This window comes from Paracoccus everestensis (assembly GCF_021491915.1).
GTDB lineage: Bacteria > Pseudomonadota > Alphaproteobacteria > Rhodobacterales > Rhodobacteraceae > Paracoccus > Paracoccus everestensis.
In genome coordinates this window covers 2315453-2331035 of sequence record NZ_CP090836.1, presented here as the reverse complement: position 1 = coordinate 2331035, position 15583 = coordinate 2315453, and the positions used below count along the sequence as shown (strand labels likewise).

Here is a 15583-nt window from a genome sequence, read left to right as displayed (position 1 = left end):
CTTGCGCCCCCTTTTCTTATGCGACCGCCGCGGCCAGGGCCTGATCCAGATCGGCGATCAGGTCCGCCGGATCCTCGATCCCGATGGACAGGCGCAGCAGGTCGGGCGCCGCACCGGCGGCGCGCTGCTGATCGGCAGTCAGTTGCCGGTGCGTGGTCGATGCCGAGTGGATCACCAGCGACCGGGCATCGCCCAGGTTCGCCACATGGCTGAACAGTTTCAGCGCGCCCACGACCTTGACGGCCGCGTCATAGCCGCCCTTGAGCGAAAAGGTGAACAGCGCGCCCGCCCCCTTCGGGTAAAGCCGCTTCGCCGTGGCATTCCAGGGCGAGGATTCCAGCCCGGCATAGGTCACGGCCGTCACGCGCGGGTCGTTTTCCAGCCACTCCGCGACGGTCTGGGCGTTTTCGACATGGCGGGCCATGCGCAGGCCCAGAGTCTCGATCCCCATCAAGGTATAATGCGCACCCTGCGGGTTCATCGTCATGCCCAGGTCGCGCAGGCCGATGGCGATGCTGTGAAAGGTAAAGGCCGCCGGACCAAAGGTCTCGTGGAATTTCAGCCCATGATAGGCGGGTTCGGGCGCCGACAGGCTGGGGAACTTGTCGGATGCCGACCAGTCAAAGCTGCCGCTGTCCACGACCGCGCCGCCCGTGACAGTGCCGTTGCCGGTCAGGTATTTGGTCAGGCTGTGGACGACCAAGGTCGCTCCCATCTCGATGGGCTTGCACAGGTATGGCGTGGCCAGCGTGTTGTCCACGATCAACGGGATGCTTGCCGCCTTCGCGATTTCGGCAACTGCCGGAATGTCGGTGACATATCCGCCGGGATTGCTGATCGATTCGCAGAACACCGCCCGTGTGTCGTCGTCGATGGCGGCACGCAGGGCGTCGAGGTCGTCGAAATCGACGAACTTCGCGGACCAGCCGAACCGCTTGATCGTGTGGCTGAACTGCGTGACCGTGCCGCCGTAAAGCCGGGTCGAGGCGATGATGTTGCGCCCCGGCGCCATCAGCGGGAACAGCGCCATGATCTGCGCGGCATGGCCAGACGAACAGCAGACCGCCCCCGCGCCGCCCTCCAGGGCGGCCACCCGGTTCTGCAATGCGCCGACCGTGGGATTGGTCAGGCGGGAATAGATGTATCCGACCTCTTGCAACCCGAACAGGCGGGCGGCGTGGTCGGCGTCCCTGAAGACATAGGACGTGGTTTGATAGATCGGCACCTGCCGCGCGCCCGTGGCGGGATCGGGTTCCGCGCCTGCGTGAATGGCGGTGGTGTCAAAGCCCTGGGTCATGGTTCTCTCCTCTGCATTGCGTTGCGGGCAGAAGGTCACGGCGGCGCCACGGTTTCAATTGGGAAATATCAGGCTTGTCCCCGCCGTGCCGCCCCATGATCACGCCGACGATCCCGCGACCGGGGCCAGGGCCTTATCGCTGGCGGCGGGCCATGAAGGCCAGTTTCTCGAACAAGGCCACGTCCTGTTCGTTCTTCAGCAGCGCCCCGTGCAGGCGGGGCAGCATCGTATGGGGATCGCGCCGCAGATCCTCGGGCGCCAGGTCCTCGGCCAGGATCAGCTTCAGCCAGTCCAGCAGCTCGCTGGTCGAGGGTTTCTTCTTCAGCCCCGGCGTTTCGCGTAATTCGAAGAACTGGTGCAGCGCCTGATCCAGAAGGCCGCGTTTCAGGCCGGGATAATGCACATCGACGATGGCGCGCAGCGTATCGGCATCGGGAAAGCGGATGTAATGGAAAAAGCACCGGCGCAGAAAGGCGTCGGGCAGTTCCTTTTCGTTGTTCGAGGTGATGATGACCACCGGCCTGTGCGCGGCCCGGATCGTCTCGGCCGTCTCGTAAACGTGAAATTCCATCCGGTCGAGTTCCTGCAGCAGGTCGTTGGGAAACTCGATGTCGGCCTTGTCGATCTCGTCGATCAGCAGGACCACCTTTCCGGGTGCCGTGAAGGCCTGCCACAGCTTGCCCTTGCGGATATAATTGGCGACGTCATGGACCCGCGCATCGCCCAGCTGGCTGTCACGCAGGCGCGAAACGGCGTCGTATTCATACAACCCCTGTTGCGCCTTGGTGGTTGATTTGACGTGCCATTCGATGATGGGCAGGTTCAGGCTTTGGGCCACCTGCCGCGCCAGCTCGGTCTTGCCCGTCCCTGGTTCCCCCTTGACCAGCAGCGGGCGTTCCAGCGTCACGGCGGCATTGACCGCGATTGCCAGGTCGGGCGGGGCCACATATCGGTCGGTGCCGGTAAACTGCATCAAACTCTCCTTTCAGGTGAAACACTTGGGGGTGAACAACGCATGGTGTTGCTTGTCATTCAACCTTGAACGTTTCGCCTAGTGACAAGCAGCACGTCATACTTTAAGGGGGCGCGCAAGGTGTCGGTTTCCGTTCCAACCCGGCGCCGCCGGAGAGGATTTATGAAAGCCCAGACCTTCCTGCCCCAGGACTATCGTCCCGCCGAGGATGAGCCGTTCATGAACGACCGGCAGTTGGAATATTTCCGGCGCAAGCTGGAATCCTGGAAGCAGGAACTGTTGGATCAATCCGCCGAAACGCTGGAGGGTCTGCAGGACAGCGCCCGCGCCGTGCCCGACCTGGCCGACCGCGCGTCCGAGGAAACCGACCGTGCCCTCGAACTGCGCACCCGCGACCGCCAGCGCAAGCTGGTCAGCAAGATCGACGCGGCCCTGCGCCGGATCGAGACCGGCGAATACGGCTATTGCGAGATGACGGGCGAACCGATCAGCCTGAAACGGTTGGACGCCCGCCCCATCGCCACCATGACGCTGGAAGCGCAGGAGCGCCACGAGCGGCGCGAACGGGTCCACCGCGACGACTGATCCCATGACTGGGGCCTTGCATTCCCGGCCCGTCACCGTCGTTGGCGGCGGGGTCGCGGGGTTGACGACAGCCATCGCGCTGCGGCAGCGGGGCGCCGATGTTACCGTCCTCGAACGCGCGCCTGCCATTGCCGAGGTGGGCGCGGGCCTGCAACTGTCCCCCAACGCGTTGCGCGTGCTGGATGCACTTGGCCTGCTGCCCGCGCTTGACGCCGTGTCGCTTCCCAGTTGCGCGGTGAGCCTGCGCGATGCCGGCGGCGGCGAGGTGGTGCGGCTGGATCTGGCCCGCCACTGCCCGCAGGCCCGGTTCCGCCTGGTCCACCGCGCCCGGCTAATCGAGGTTCTGGAACAGGCCGCCCGCATGGCCGGTGTGCAGATCGAACTGGACCACCCCGTCGAAACCCCGCCCGAGGCGCCTCTCGTGATCGGGGCGGACGGCCTTCACAGCCGCATCCGCGCCGCCCTCAATGGACACGAGGTGCCGTTCTTTACCGGCCAGACCGCCTGGCGCGCCGTGATTGCAGACGAGGATGCCACCCCCGAGGCGCAGGTCTTCATGGGACCGGGGCGCCACCTGGTCAGCTATCCGCTGGCAGGCGGCCTGCGCAACATCGTGGCGGTTCTGGAAACCCGCGATTGGCAGGACGAAGGCTGGTCCCATCCCGACGACCCCGCCAACCTGCGTGCGGCCTTTGCCAGCTTCGGCGGCCCTGTCCCTGGCTGGCTGGCGCGGGTGGATGCCGTTCATGTCTGGGGGCTGTTCCGGCACGAGGTGGCAACCCGCTGGCAGGATGGCCGCATGGCGATCCTCGGCGACGCGGCCCATCCCACGCTGCCCTTCATGGCTCAGGGTGCCTGCATGGCGGTCGAGGATGCCTGGACCCTTGCCGCCTGCCTGGACGCCACGCCCGATCAGGCAACCGCGCTGTCCCGATATGAAAACCTGCGCAGGCCGCGCACAGCCCGGATCGTCGCCGCTGCGAATGACAATGCGCGCAACTATCACCTGACCGGACCCAAGCGCCTGGCTGCCCATGTTGCACTGCGCATCGGCGGCAAGATCGCCCCGAACGCGATCCTGTCGCGATTCGACTGGATCTATGACTTCGATCCTGTTGCGGAAACACCCTAACCGGTCTTTTTGCCTTGGAAAAATATCCCACAGGGGTCCGGGGGTGTGAAACCCCCGGCCTTGCCGCCTTCAGGCGGCCTTTTCCACCGCCGCGACGATCCCGTCCACGACCTCGCGCAGCACCGCTTCGTTCTCGGCCTCGGCCATGACCCGGATCAGCGGCTCGGTCCCCGACTTGCGGATCAGCACGCGCCCGGTGCCCGCCAGCCGCGCCTCGGCATCGGCGATGACCGCGCGGACCTTGGCCGCGGACAGCGGGTCGGCTCCAGCGGCGTAGCGGACGTTCTTCAGCAGTTGCGGCACAGGGTCGAATTGTGCGGAAAGCCGGCTGGCGCTGTCCCCGGTTTCGGCCATTGCTGCCAGGAACTGCATGGCCGCGATCAGCCCGTCGCCGGTGGTGGCATAGTCGGTCATCACGATATGGCCCGACTGTTCGCCGCCCAGGTTGAAACCGCCCTCGCGCATCCGCTCGACCACATAGCGGTCGCCGACCTTGGTGCGTTCCAGTCGCAGCCCTTGACCGTCCAGGAAATGTTCCAGCCCCAGGTTGGACATCACCGTGGCCACCAGGGCATTGCCGCGCAGACGCCCCTGGTCGGCCCAGCGGGCTGCCATCAACGCCATGATCTGGTCGCCGTCGGCCACGCGGCCCTTTTCGTCGATGATGATCACCCGGTCGGCATCGCCGTCCAGGCTGATGCCCAGGTGCGCGCCATGCGCCAGCACCGCCGCCGCGCAGGCTTCGGGATGGGTAGAACCCACGCCTGCATTGATGTTGCGGCCGTTCGGCTCGACCCCGATCGGGATCACCTCGGCGCCCAGTTCCCACAGCACATCGGGGGCGGCGCGATAGGCCGCGCCGTTCGCGCAGTCGATTACCACGCGCAGCCCGTCCAGCCGCTTGCCGGCAGGAAAGGTCGTCTTGGCATATTCGACGTAACGGCCGCGCCCATCTTCGATCCGCTTGGCCCGGCCGATATTGCCGGGCTGGGCGGGGGTAATGTCGCCTGCGACGATGCGCTCGATCTCGGCCTCGGCGTCGTCGGACAGCTTGAAGCCGTCGGGGCCGAAGAACTTGATGCCGTTATCCTCGGCCGGATTGTGGCTGGCCGAGATCATGATGCCCACATCCGCCCGCATCGAGCGGGTCAGGAACCCCACGGCGGGGGTGGGGACCGGCCCCAGCAGCAGCACGTTCATGCCGGTGCTTGTCAGCCCCGCCGTCAGCGCGTTTTCCAGCATATAGCCCGACAGCCGGGTATCCTTGCCGATCACCACGCGATGCGCGCTGTTCTGGCCTTCGCGCCGGAAATACCGGCCCGCCGCAGCACCCAGGCGCAAGGCCATCTCGGCCGTCATGGGGTAGGAGTTGGCGCGCCCGCGCACGCCGTCTGTCCCGAACAAGCCTCTGCTCATCTACTCTGCCTTTTCATTGTGGCGGCCTGCCACAGCCGCAGTCCTTGTACCAGATCGCGCATATCGTGGACGCGGTGGACCTGCACGCCCTGGGCCACCGCCGCCAGCGTCAGCGCAAGCGTTCCCGGCGCACGGTCCGCAGGATTCTCGGCCCCGCCGATCGTGCCGATGAAGCGCTTGCGCGACACGCCCAGCAGGATCGCGCAGCCCAGCCCATGATACAGCGAAATCCGCCGCAGGATGGCAAGATTATGCGCCTGCGTCTTGCCAAAGCCGATGCCGGGATCCACGACGATGCGGTCGCGCGGGATGCCTGCACCCTCGGCCCGCCGGATGCGCGCCTCAAGCGCGTCATAGACATCCAGCAGCACGTCGCCATAACGCGGATCGTCCTGCATCGTCGCGGGCAGGCCCTGTGCGTGCATCAGGCAGACCGGCACCTTTGCGGCAGCGATCAGCGGCGCAAGGGCGGGGTCGAAATCAAGACCCGACACGTCGTTCACCATCGCCGCACCGGCATCGATTGCCGCGCGCGCAACCGCTGCCTTGCGCGTATCGACGGATATGGGCGCATGGGACAAGGCCCGGATCGCGGGACGGATTCGGGCAATCTCGTCGGCGACCGGCACCTCAGCCGCGCCGGGGCGGGTGGATTCCCCCCCGATGTCCAGGATGTCGGCGCCGTCGCGGATCAGGTGATCGCCGTGCCGGGCGGGATCATAGGCGCCGCCATCGGAAAAGCTGTCGGGCGTCGCATTGACGATGCCCATCATGCGGGGGGCGTCCAGCGACAGCCCCACAAGGTCGGCACGCGGCGCGGTCAGCCGGTCCAGCACATCCGCCGGGATGTCATCGCTGATCCGGGGCGGATGGCCGCGTTCCAGAACCTCGACCTGCGAAAAGCGGATCCAGCCGCTGGCAAGGATATGGCGGCCATGGAAAGCGGGCAGGGGACGATAATATCGGGTCATGCCCCCACCCCCGCGACACGGCCCACGGCCAGCCCCTCCGGCGCGGCAGGCAGGGGGGCGGCGGTGGCGAAATCCACGCGGGTCGCCAGCAGGCGCGCGGCCAGCCAGAAGGCCAGGGAAGGGGCTTCGGCCGCGACGGCGGGGGCTTCGACCGCCAGCCGCACGGGCGCCCAGACCACCGCCTGTCCAGAACGGATCGCGGCGTCCAGTTCGGTGCGCGTCTCGGCCACGTCGATCCCCAGGGTTCGTGCCAGAATCCAGGCGGCCTGGTCAAAGCCCAGCAGCGCCAGGCGGCGTGCATCGCCCCCCCCGGGCAGCGGCAGGACCGGAGCGTCGGGCAGGATCACCACCGCGCCGGGCGGCAGCGTCGCGGGCTGTCCCACGACGATCCGCACAGGCAGATGCTGCGCCGTCACAGGCATCCGTCCCGCATCGCGGCTGATGGTGATGCCCAGGGCGCCGGGGCCGCGGTCCAGCTTTTCGACCGTTACGGTGATCCGCGCGGCACGGGGATCGGACAGCACCTCGGCGGCGATGCGCTCGGCCAGGGTTTCTACCAGGTTATAGCGCTGATCGGCCAAGGCCGCGTCAACCGCCTGCACCAGAACGTCATAGGACAGGATATGATCGACATGATCGTCGGCCCCACCGACCGGATCGCGCAGATCGACGGTCAGGGTGAAGCGCAGGCGCTGTTCACGGCCACGCTCGGACTGGAAGGCGCCTATTTCGGCGGTGACGACATGGTCGCGCAGATGGATGCGGTCGGGTTGGGTCATGCCCGCCATTCACCTGAAATCCGCGCGGCAGGCAAGCCCGGCTTAGTTCGAGGCGACCCGTTGCCCGCCCGGACGATAAAAGATGTGCTGGCCGATTTGCACCGTCCGCTGGAACCGGTGCGACCATGACGGGCGCACGGCAGGCGTGTGAAAATAGGTGGCCCCCCCGGTCAGGACGCGCGGCGCACCTGCGAGGGCGTTGCGGGCAATGTCGCGGGCGCGCAGATAGGCGGCCTTGTTGCCGATCCGTTTCTTCCCGCCGATGGTATAGCTGAACTGGCTGGGCTGGTTGATCACTGCACAGACCGAGGAGGGGAACTGACGGCTTTCGACGCGGTTCAGGATCACCTCGGCCACGGCGGCCTGGCCGCGCGTGCTTTCGCCCCGGGCCTCGTGATAGATGGCCTCGGCCATGCAGTTGAGGTCGCTTTCGTTGTACCGGCCCCGGCTGCTGGCCAAGAAAACCTGGGCCGAGGGAATTTCTTCCGCGACGGGGTTTTCCACCTTCACAGGCTCGGCATCCGTATATAGAAGCGGCGTCGGGCGGGGGGCATCACCCTTGTGGGCGGCGGCCGAAAAGAGCCCCGCATCGGACGAGAACAGCGATCCGTTGCCCGCCATGGCGCCTGTGGCCGTAAGGGTCAGGGCGGCGGCGCACAGACAAGACGGCGCCATCCGCTGAAACAGCGTTTTCATATGCAATCCTATAACCGTGCCGGGTGGACGGGGTGTTAACAGTGCCGCCGAAACCGAACCGAATGGCCCTGCGGCGTTACCGGAATGCTTACGGTTTTAACGATTGCCCGGACTATGCCACTTGTATGTGAAAGCCTCGATTGGCCGGAAACCCGCCATTTCAGGCAGCATCCTGCCGACGTTGGAAAGGTTAATCGGCGGAAACCAGCACGCCGGCCCCTGACTAGGTCCGTTTCGGACCAAATTTCAGGGGCTTGTCTGCGGGTCGCAGTGATTCGTTTTCTACCGGAACGGCATCAATCCTCGTGCCGAAGCCGGGCGCGCAATGCCGAATGTGCGGCCGCCAGGCGGGCCACCGGCACTCGGAAAGGCGAACAGGAAACGTAATCGAAGCCCGCATCATGGCAGAACCCGATAGATTCGGGATTGCCGCCATGTTCGCCGCAGACCGATATGGTGATGCCCGGATGCTGCTGGCGCGCGCGCTGCGCCCCTATCAGCAGCAGTTCCCCGACGCCTTCCTGATCCAGGCAGTGGAACGGGTCTTCCTCGTACACGCCCTGGCCGACATAGGTGCCCATGAACCGACCCGCATCGTCGCGCGACAGGCCATAGGTCATCTGCGTCAGGTCGTTCGTGCCAAAGGACAGAAAGGCCGAATGGGCCGCGATGTCGCCCGCGCGCAGGCAGGCACGCGGCGTTTCGACCATGACCCCCAGGCGATAGGCGAAATCGGTGCGGCGGTCGTTCCTGACGGCAGCGGCGACGGCGTCGATGCGGTTCTTGACCAGCTCGACCTCGCGCATGGCGCTGACCAGGGGGATCATGATCTCGGGCACGACCGGCGCGCCCTTGCGGCTGGCGTCCACCGTTGCCTCGAAGATGGCACGGGCCTGCATGTCATAAATTTCTGGAACCGTGATCCCCAGCCGGACCCCGCGCATCCCCAGCATCGGGTTGAATTCCGACAAGGCCTCGACCCGGCGGGTCACGTCGGACAAGGGCAGGTCCAGCGAATCGGCCAGTTCCCGCATTCCCTCGCGGTCATGGGGCAGGAATTCGTGCAAGGGGGGGTCGAACAGGCGGATGGTGACGGGCAGGCCCGCCATGATCTCGAACAGCGCGGTAAAGTCCTGGCGCTGCATGGGCAGGATGCGGTCGAGGGCCAGGCGACGGTCGCCGGGCTTGTCGGCAAAGATCATCTCGCGCATGGCGGGCAGGCGGTCGGCGTCGAAGAACATATGTTCGGTCCGGCACAGGCCGATACCTTGGGCATTGAAGCGGCGCGCGGTGCGCGCGTCTTCGGGCGTGTCGGCATTGGCGCGCACGGCGATGCCCCCCGCCGCATCGGCCCAGTCCAGCAACTGAGAGAAATTCTCGTCAAGCGCCGGTTCCAGCAGGGATACGCGGCCTGCCAGAACCTCGCCCGAGGATCCGTCGATGGTGATCTCGTCCCCTTCGCGCAAAGTGGCGCCCCCGGCCAGCAGCGTCCGCTGGCGGGTGTCGATGCTGATGCCGTTGGCCCCCACGATGCAGGGCAGGCCCATGCCCCGCGCGATCACCGCCGCGTGGCTGGTGGTTCCGCCCCGTTCGGTCAGGACGCCCACCGACGCGTGCATCCCGCGCACATCCTCGGGGACGGTTTCGCGCCGCACCAGGATGCAGGCCTCGTCCCGCGCGGCAAAGGCCTGAGCTGCGGCGGCGGTAAAGACGATCCGCCCGGTCGCCGCGCCGGGGCTTGCGTTGATGCCGCGCGCGATCACCTCGCGCGGGGCTGTGGGGTCGACTTGCTGGTGCAGCAGATCCGCCAGGGCGCGCGGTTCGACGCGCATCACCGCCTCGGATTCCGGGATGATGCCGTCGCGGGCCAGGGCCACGGCAATGCGGACACCGGCGCGCGACGTGCGCTGCACCCGCGTGGCGTCGATGATCGAGATCTGGCCGTCCACCACCACGAACTCGATCTGCATTTCCTCGCGCAGGCGTTCGCGCGCGGCGACGCCGAAGCGGGTCAGGTCGGCGAACATCTCGGGGGCGGTGTCCTGCAAGGACGGGCCGCGGTCGTCATGGGCCAGATAGAAGCTTTCGGCCCCCGACCCCGACGCGCCGCCGTGATGCTGGGGGCGGAACCGCCCGGTGATGCGCGGCGCGCCGGTGACGGAATCGACGAACTGGATGCTGCCCGATCCGCACAACCCCGGCCCCATGCCAAGCGCCATCTGCTGGACGACCAGGCCCAGGGGCGCGTTGGCGGGCGCGCCCTTGGCCTGGCGCAGCAGGCGCGCGGTCGGGCCTTCCCAGGCACGGGCCATGGACCGCAGGACCTCGGCCAGTTGGGTGGCGGGATCCTGGGGGAAATCCTCGTCGGTTTCGTCGCGGTAACAGTGCAGCGCCTCGGCCAGGGCGTTGTCGCCTTCCTGCGCGAACATATCGGGGTCCAGCCGCGCGATATGGATGGCATAGCCTTGGACAAAGCTGCGATACAGCGCGTCGGCATTGGCGCGGCCGATGCGGCGGGCCAGCCGGTCATGGGTCTGGTCGTTGATGCCGACATTCAGCACGGTGCCCGGCCCGCCCCATTCCGGCATCAAGGCGGATGGACGGACGCTGACCAGCCCGTCGCCTTGCGCGAACAACCCGGACAAGGTTCCCAGATCGACCGGCTTGCCCGTCGCGATCGACTGCACCGATTCTGCCGGGATCGCAAAGCTGCGCGGCACCGGCAACTGCATCCTGACCAGCCGTTGTAGGCATTTCGCGCGCCAGCCGTGGCAGGCGCGTTCGACCCCGGCCGAGGGCGTGATCTCTGTCACATCAGGAAGGTTTCGCGGTTCCATGTCGCGGAAACGATAGGCGCGTGGCAGCCGATGCTGCAAGTGCGAAAAAGGGGGCGCGGGGCCCCCTTCATGCCGACTTATTCGACAATCGTGACCTTGGACATATAGTCCGGCGCCTCGACCGCGCCGTTGGCGTTCGCATCGCCCTTCTTGATCTGGTTCAGAACGTCCCAGCCGTCGACCAGTTGGCCGACCACGGTATATTGCCCGTCAAGAAAGGTCGCAGGCGCCAGGTCGATGAAGAACTGGCTGTTGGCGCTGTTCGGATCCTGCGATCGCGCCATGCCGACGGTGCCCGCCCCGAACGAGACATCGTTGAACTCGGCCTCCAGATCCGGCAGGTCGGATCCGCCCATGCCGGCCATGGCGGTGCTGGCACCGTCATGCTTGCCGTTTTCGACATCGCCGGTCTGGGCCATGAAGCCGTCGATGACCCGGTGGAAGACCACACCGTCATAGGCGCCGGCCTTTGCCAGTTCCACAAGGCGCGCGACATGGTTCGGCGCCTTGTCGGCCAGCAGGTCCAGGGTGATGGTGCCCTTGGCGGTGCCGTCGGCACCGGCCACCTCGATCACCATGTTCGGGCCGGGGCCGTCTTCATGGGCAGGGGCCTGGGCAGAGGCCGCCGACGCGGCCAGGACGAATGCGGGGATCAGGATCTTACGCATCGGCAGCCACCTTGACCGAAATCATCCGGTCGGGGTTTGCAGGCGGTTCGCCCTTGGCGATCTTGTCCACGTGCTCCATCCCGGAAATCACCCGGCCATAAACGGTGTACTGGCCGTTCAGGAAGTGGTTGTCCTTGAAGTTGATGAAGAACTGGCTGTTGGCGCTGTTCGGGTTCTGCGACCGCGCCGCGCCCAAGGTGCCGCGATCATGGGGCAGCTTGGAAAATTCGGCCGGAAGGTCGGGCAGGTCCGAACCGCCGGTGCCCGCGCGGCCCGGGGCATAGTTGTTTTCCATGTTGGCATGCTGCACATCGCCGGTCTGTGCCATGAAGCCGTCGATCACGCGGTGAAAGGCCACGTTGTCGTATTTTCCGGCGCGGGCCAGTTCCTTCATGCGCGCGGCGTGCTTGGGCGCGACATCGGCCAGCAGTTCGATGACGACGGGACCATCCTTCAATTCGATGATGATGGTGTTTTCGGGATCGGCGATCTCGGCCATGCGGCTCTCCTTTGCAAGGTTTGCGTCTTGGTCTAGGGCTTCGGCGCCCCAAGGGCAACGCGCAAACCCGATCACGGCGGGATCACCCTTACGCGAGAGTTGACGCGAACGGCCCCATGCGGGACAAGCCTTCGACGCCCCAAAAGCCCGAAAGGACCACAGATGGCCGATTTCAAGACGATTGACGATCTGGAGATGGACGGCAAGGTCGTCCTGACCCGCGTGGACGTGAACGTGCCCGTGGAAGACGGCCGGGTGACGGATGCGACACGGATCGAAAAGATCGTGCCGACCGTCAAGGACATCCAGGCACGGGGCGGCATTCCGGTCCTGCTGGCGCATTTCGACCGCCCCAAGGGCAAGCGCGTCGATGCCATGAGCCTGAAGCAGATCCTGCCCGCGCTGGAAGCGGCGCTTGGGCAAACGGTGGTCTTTGCCGACGATTGCATCGGGGGGCCTGCCAAGCGGGTGGTCGCCGGGCTGAAGCCGGGCGACGTGGCGTTGTTGGAAAACACGCGCTTTCATGAAGGCGAGGAGGCGAACGACCCCACCTTTGCCGCATCGCTGGCGGCCTTAGGCGGGGCTTACGTGAACGACGCCTTTTCCGCCGCGCACCGGGCACATGGATCGACCGAGGGGCTGGCACGGCTGTTGCCGTCGGGTGCGGGGCGCCTGATGGAGGCGGAGCTGAAGGCGCTTGACGCGGCCCTTGGAACGCCGCAGCGGCCGGTGATGGCGGTTGTTGGCGGAGCCAAGGTTTCGACCAAGCTGGATCTGCTGATGAACCTGGTGGACAAGGTCGACCACCTGGTGATCGGGGGCGGCATGGCGAACACCTTCCTGGTGGCCAAGGGGGTCGAGGTGGGCACGTCCCTGGCCGAACGCGACATGGCCGACACCGCGCGCCAGATCCTGGAAAAGGCCGACCAGGGGGGCTGCGTGATCCACCTGCCGCTGGACATCGTCGTGGCGCGCGAGTTCAAGGCGGGCGCCGAATCCCAGGTGCTGCCGGTCGAGGACTGCCCGGCGGATGCGATGATCCTGGATGCCGGTCCCGCGACCGTCGATGCGCTGCGCGAGGCGATGGCGCGGTGCAAGACGCTGATCTGGAACGGCCCCCTTGGCGCCTTCGAGATCGAGCCGTTCGACCGCGCCACCAATGCGGCGGCGCAAGCGGCGGCCGGGCTGACGCGGGACGGAAGGCTGATTTCGGTCGCAGGGGGCGGCGATACGGTGGCTGCGCTGAACAAGGCGGGCGTGGCCGGGGACTTTACATTTATCTCGACCGCAGGGGGTGCCTTCCTGGAATGGATGGAGGGCAAGGAACTGCCTGGCGTCGCGGCGCTGAAGGCGGCGCGGCACGGTTGACGAAGAAAGGGGGCGCTCGCGCCCCCTCTTGCGCCCGGGGCGCAATTCACCCCCGAGGATATTTGCGTGAAGAAGAAGCCTCAGCCCCGCAGGCCGGTTTGCTTCAACAGGCCCTTGCGCTTGGCTTCGTAGTAATAGCCGCGCGAATACCACATGACCGTCTTGTCGGGGTTGCCGTCCGCCACCATCCAGGCGCCGCGCAGGTATTTGACGCCATAGCGCAGGTTCGTATCCGCATCCAGCAGGCTGGCCGGCGATCCGCGATGGCCCATGGTGCGGGCGGTTTGCGGACTCAGCTGCATCAGCCCGTAATACGAACCGTTGCGCGCACCGGGCCGATGCTGCGATTCCCGCAGGATGATCCGTTGCACCATGGCGGACGGCACCTGATACTGGCGCGACCAGTAATTGATGCGCGCGCGCAGTTCCGGCGTCTCGTTCGGGTAAAGCCCGTTGCGGCCCAGGCCCCCCGGCATCGGGGCACCGCCCCCGCCGCAGGCGGCAAGGGCAAGCGTCGCCAGGATCAGCCCGCGCCGGCCAAGATCAAACATGGATCGCGCCGTCGCCGCAGGCCAGCGCCGCTTCGCGTACGGCTTCCGAGGTGGTCGGATGCGCATGGCAGGTCAGCGCCAGATCCTGCGCGGCCGCGCCGAATTCCATCGCCACGCAGACCTCGTGGATCATCTCTCCGGCATTCGGGCCGATGATGTGACAGCCGAGGATCCGGTCGGTTTCCGCATCGGCGATCAGCTTGACGAACCCGTCCGCCTGCATCACCGCCTTGGCGCGCGCATTGCCCATGAAGGGGAACTTGCCCACCTTGATCTTGCGACCGTCAGCCTTGGCGGCTTCCTCGGTCAGGCCGACTGCCGCGACCTCGGGCATGGTATAGATCACGCCGGGGATCACGTCATAATTCACATGGCCATGCTTGCCCGCGATCACCTCGGCCACGGCCATGCCCTCGTCCTCGGCCTTGTGGGCCAGCATCGGGCCGGGGGCCGCGTCGCCGATGGCATAAATGCCGGGAACCGAGGTTTGCCAATGGCCGTCCACCTTGACATAGCCCCGGTCGGTCACCTGGATGCCCAGGGCGTCAAGGCCCAAGCCGTCGGCATAGGGGCGGCGGCCGGTGGCGACCAGCACGACCTCGGCGTCCAGGCTGTGCTGGCTGTCGTCCTTGCGCAAGGCATAGTTGACCTTGGCCCCGCCTTCGGCAGCCTCGACCCCCGACACAGCAGCGCCCATGACGAATTTTAGGCCCTGCTTGGTCAGGATCTTCTGGAACTGCTTTTGCACCTCGGCGTCCATGCCGGGGGTGATGGCGTCCAGGTATTCGACCACGGTCACCTGTGTCCCCAAGCGGGCATAGACCGAACCCAGTTCCAGCCCGATCACGCCCGCGCCGATCACGACCATGGACCCGGGGATCTTCGGCAAGGTCAGAACGCCGGTGGAATCCACCACGATGCCCGCGTCGTTGTCCACCGTCACCCCCTTCAGCGCCGACGGGACCGATCCGGTGGCGATCACGATGTTCCTGGCCTCGTGCGTGGTGTCGCCGACCTTGACCTTGCCCGGCGCCGGGATCTCTGCCCAGCCTTTCAGCCAGTCGATCTTGTTCTTCTTGAACAGGAACTCGATGCCCTTGGTGTTGCCCGCGACCGTGTCGGCCTTGTAGCCCTGCATCTTCTGCCAATCGACCTCGACGTTGCCCACGTTCAGGCCCATCTTTTCGAAGTTCTCATGGGCTTCATGCGCCATGTGGCTGGCGTGCAGCAGGGCCTTGGACGGGATGCAGCCCACGTTCAGGCAGGTGCCGCCCAGGGTGTCGCGCCCCTCGACGCAGGCGACCTTCAGACCAAGCTGGGCTGCGCGGATGGCGCAGACATAACCGCCCGGCCCGGCGCCGATCACGATCAGATCATAGGTGGACATGGCTTGTTCCTTCTTGTCCCTCACGGCCGCTGCCTAGAACAGCGCGGCCAATATCATCAACATCGTTGCCGCGAACCCCACGGCCCAGATGGCCGAGCGCCAAGGCACCCAGCCAAGAACATAGGCGGGGACATAAAGGATTCGCGCGGCAAGATAAATCCATGCGCAGGTTGCGGTGACGCCGGACGACTGCCCGCCAAGCGTGACCACGACCACTGCCAAAGTGAACAGGATCAACCCTTCGAAATGGTTGTTCAGCGCACGTTGCAGGCGCCCGGCCGTTCCCTTCAGGGCCGGAGCATTGTCGCGCGGTCCCATGGCGACCTTGGGGCCGACCTGAAGATTCGCGGTGATCGAAAAGGCGGCAAACTGGATGGCCTGCACGAGGCCCGCAAGGGCCAGAACGGTCAGTTCGGGGGTCATC

At 66.2% G+C, this 15583-nt stretch carries 15 protein-coding genes; 3 read left to right on the top strand and 12 right to left on the bottom strand.

What is annotated here, in order from left to right:
• Positions 1 to 16 precede the first annotated feature (16 nt).
• Both LZ585_RS11530 and LZ585_RS11525 read right to left on the bottom strand, forming a co-directional pair.
• Entirely contained in the window at positions 17 to 1297 is a 1281-nt protein-coding gene (locus LZ585_RS11530) for an O-acetylhomoserine aminocarboxypropyltransferase/cysteine synthase family protein (RefSeq protein WP_234853707.1), read from the bottom strand.
• Positions 1298 to 1430: 133 nt separating this feature from the next.
• Entirely contained in the window at positions 1431 to 2270 is an 840-nt protein-coding gene (locus LZ585_RS11525) for an AAA family ATPase (RefSeq protein ID WP_234853706.1), read from the bottom strand.
• Between the two features lie 162 nt (positions 2271 to 2432).
• Between LZ585_RS11525 and dksA the strand changes: the two genes are divergently transcribed.
• Positions 2433 to 2855 carry an RNA polymerase-binding protein DksA gene (gene dksA, locus LZ585_RS11520; RefSeq protein ID WP_234853705.1) on the top strand — a complete coding sequence of 141 codons (423 nt, stop codon included), beginning with the start codon at positions 2433 to 2435 and terminating at the stop codon, positions 2853 to 2855.
• Positions 2856 to 2859: 4 nt separating this feature from the next.
• The gene (locus LZ585_RS11515) at positions 2860 to 3987 is read left to right on the top strand and encodes an FAD-dependent oxidoreductase (RefSeq protein ID WP_234853704.1); all 1128 of its coding nucleotides are present in this window, start codon (positions 2860 to 2862) and stop codon (positions 3985 to 3987) included.
• 69 nt (positions 3988 to 4056) lie between these two features.
• On the opposite strand, the gene glmM is transcribed toward LZ585_RS11515, so the two are convergent.
• The 7 genes from glmM to LZ585_RS11480 all read right to left on the bottom strand — a co-directional run bounded on the left by glmM (position 4057) and on the right by LZ585_RS11480 (position 11853).
• Complete coding sequence (gene glmM / locus LZ585_RS11510) at positions 4057 to 5403, bottom strand: phosphoglucosamine mutase (RefSeq protein ID WP_234853703.1); 1347 nt, start codon at positions 5401 to 5403, stop codon at positions 4057 to 4059.
• On the bottom strand, positions 5400 to 6374 hold the full coding sequence (gene folP / locus LZ585_RS11505; protein WP_234853702.1) for a dihydropteroate synthase: 975 nt from the start codon (positions 6372 to 6374) through the stop codon (positions 5400 to 5402). Before folP ends, glmM begins: the two co-directional genes overlap by 4 nt.
• Positions 6371 to 7153 carry a dihydroneopterin aldolase gene (locus LZ585_RS11500; protein WP_234853701.1) on the bottom strand — a complete coding sequence of 261 codons (783 nt, stop codon included), beginning with the start codon at positions 7151 to 7153 and terminating at the stop codon, positions 6371 to 6373. Before LZ585_RS11500 ends, folP begins: the two co-directional genes overlap by 4 nt.
• Before the next feature lie 42 nt (positions 7154 to 7195).
• The gene (locus tag LZ585_RS11495) at positions 7196 to 7849 is read right to left on the bottom strand and encodes a cell wall hydrolase (protein WP_234853700.1); all 654 of its coding nucleotides are present in this window, start codon (positions 7847 to 7849) and stop codon (positions 7196 to 7198) included.
• 296 nt (positions 7850 to 8145) lie between these two features.
• The gene (locus LZ585_RS11490) at positions 8146 to 10686 is read right to left on the bottom strand and encodes a putative PEP-binding protein (protein WP_234855820.1); all 2541 of its coding nucleotides are present in this window, start codon (positions 10684 to 10686) and stop codon (positions 8146 to 8148) included.
• Positions 10687 to 10763: 77 nt separating this feature from the next.
• On the bottom strand, positions 10764 to 11354 hold the full coding sequence (locus LZ585_RS11485) for a peptidylprolyl isomerase (protein WP_234853699.1): 591 nt from the start codon (positions 11352 to 11354) through the stop codon (positions 10764 to 10766).
• Positions 11347 to 11853 carry a peptidylprolyl isomerase gene (locus LZ585_RS11480; RefSeq protein ID WP_234853698.1) on the bottom strand — a complete coding sequence of 169 codons (507 nt, stop codon included), beginning with the start codon at positions 11851 to 11853 and terminating at the stop codon, positions 11347 to 11349. The genes LZ585_RS11485 and LZ585_RS11480 overlap by 8 nt, the downstream gene beginning before the upstream one ends.
• Before the next feature lie 162 nt (positions 11854 to 12015).
• Between LZ585_RS11480 and LZ585_RS11475 the strand changes: the two genes are divergently transcribed.
• Positions 12016 to 13221 (top strand): phosphoglycerate kinase, encoded by a 1206-nt coding sequence (locus LZ585_RS11475; protein ID WP_234853697.1) that lies wholly within the window; start codon positions 12016 to 12018, stop codon positions 13219 to 13221.
• 80 nt (positions 13222 to 13301) lie between these two features.
• Here LZ585_RS11475 and LZ585_RS11470 read toward each other — a convergent pair whose 3' ends face one another.
• Genes LZ585_RS11470 through LZ585_RS11460 form a run of 3 tightly spaced genes read right to left on the bottom strand, consistent with a single transcriptional unit; the run spans position 13302 to position 15582 of the window.
• Complete coding sequence (locus LZ585_RS11470) at positions 13302 to 13772, bottom strand: transglycosylase SLT domain-containing protein (protein ID WP_234853696.1); 471 nt, start codon at positions 13770 to 13772, stop codon at positions 13302 to 13304.
• Complete coding sequence (gene lpdA / locus LZ585_RS11465; RefSeq protein ID WP_234853695.1) at positions 13765 to 15159, bottom strand: dihydrolipoyl dehydrogenase; 1395 nt, start codon at positions 15157 to 15159, stop codon at positions 13765 to 13767. The genes LZ585_RS11470 and lpdA overlap by 8 nt, the downstream gene beginning before the upstream one ends.
• A gap of 33 nt (positions 15160 to 15192) precedes the next feature.
• Positions 15193 to 15582, bottom strand: a complete 390-nt coding sequence (locus LZ585_RS11460; protein WP_234855819.1) for an MAPEG family protein — start codon at positions 15580 to 15582, stop codon at positions 15193 to 15195.
• Position 15583: the final 1 nt, after the last annotated feature.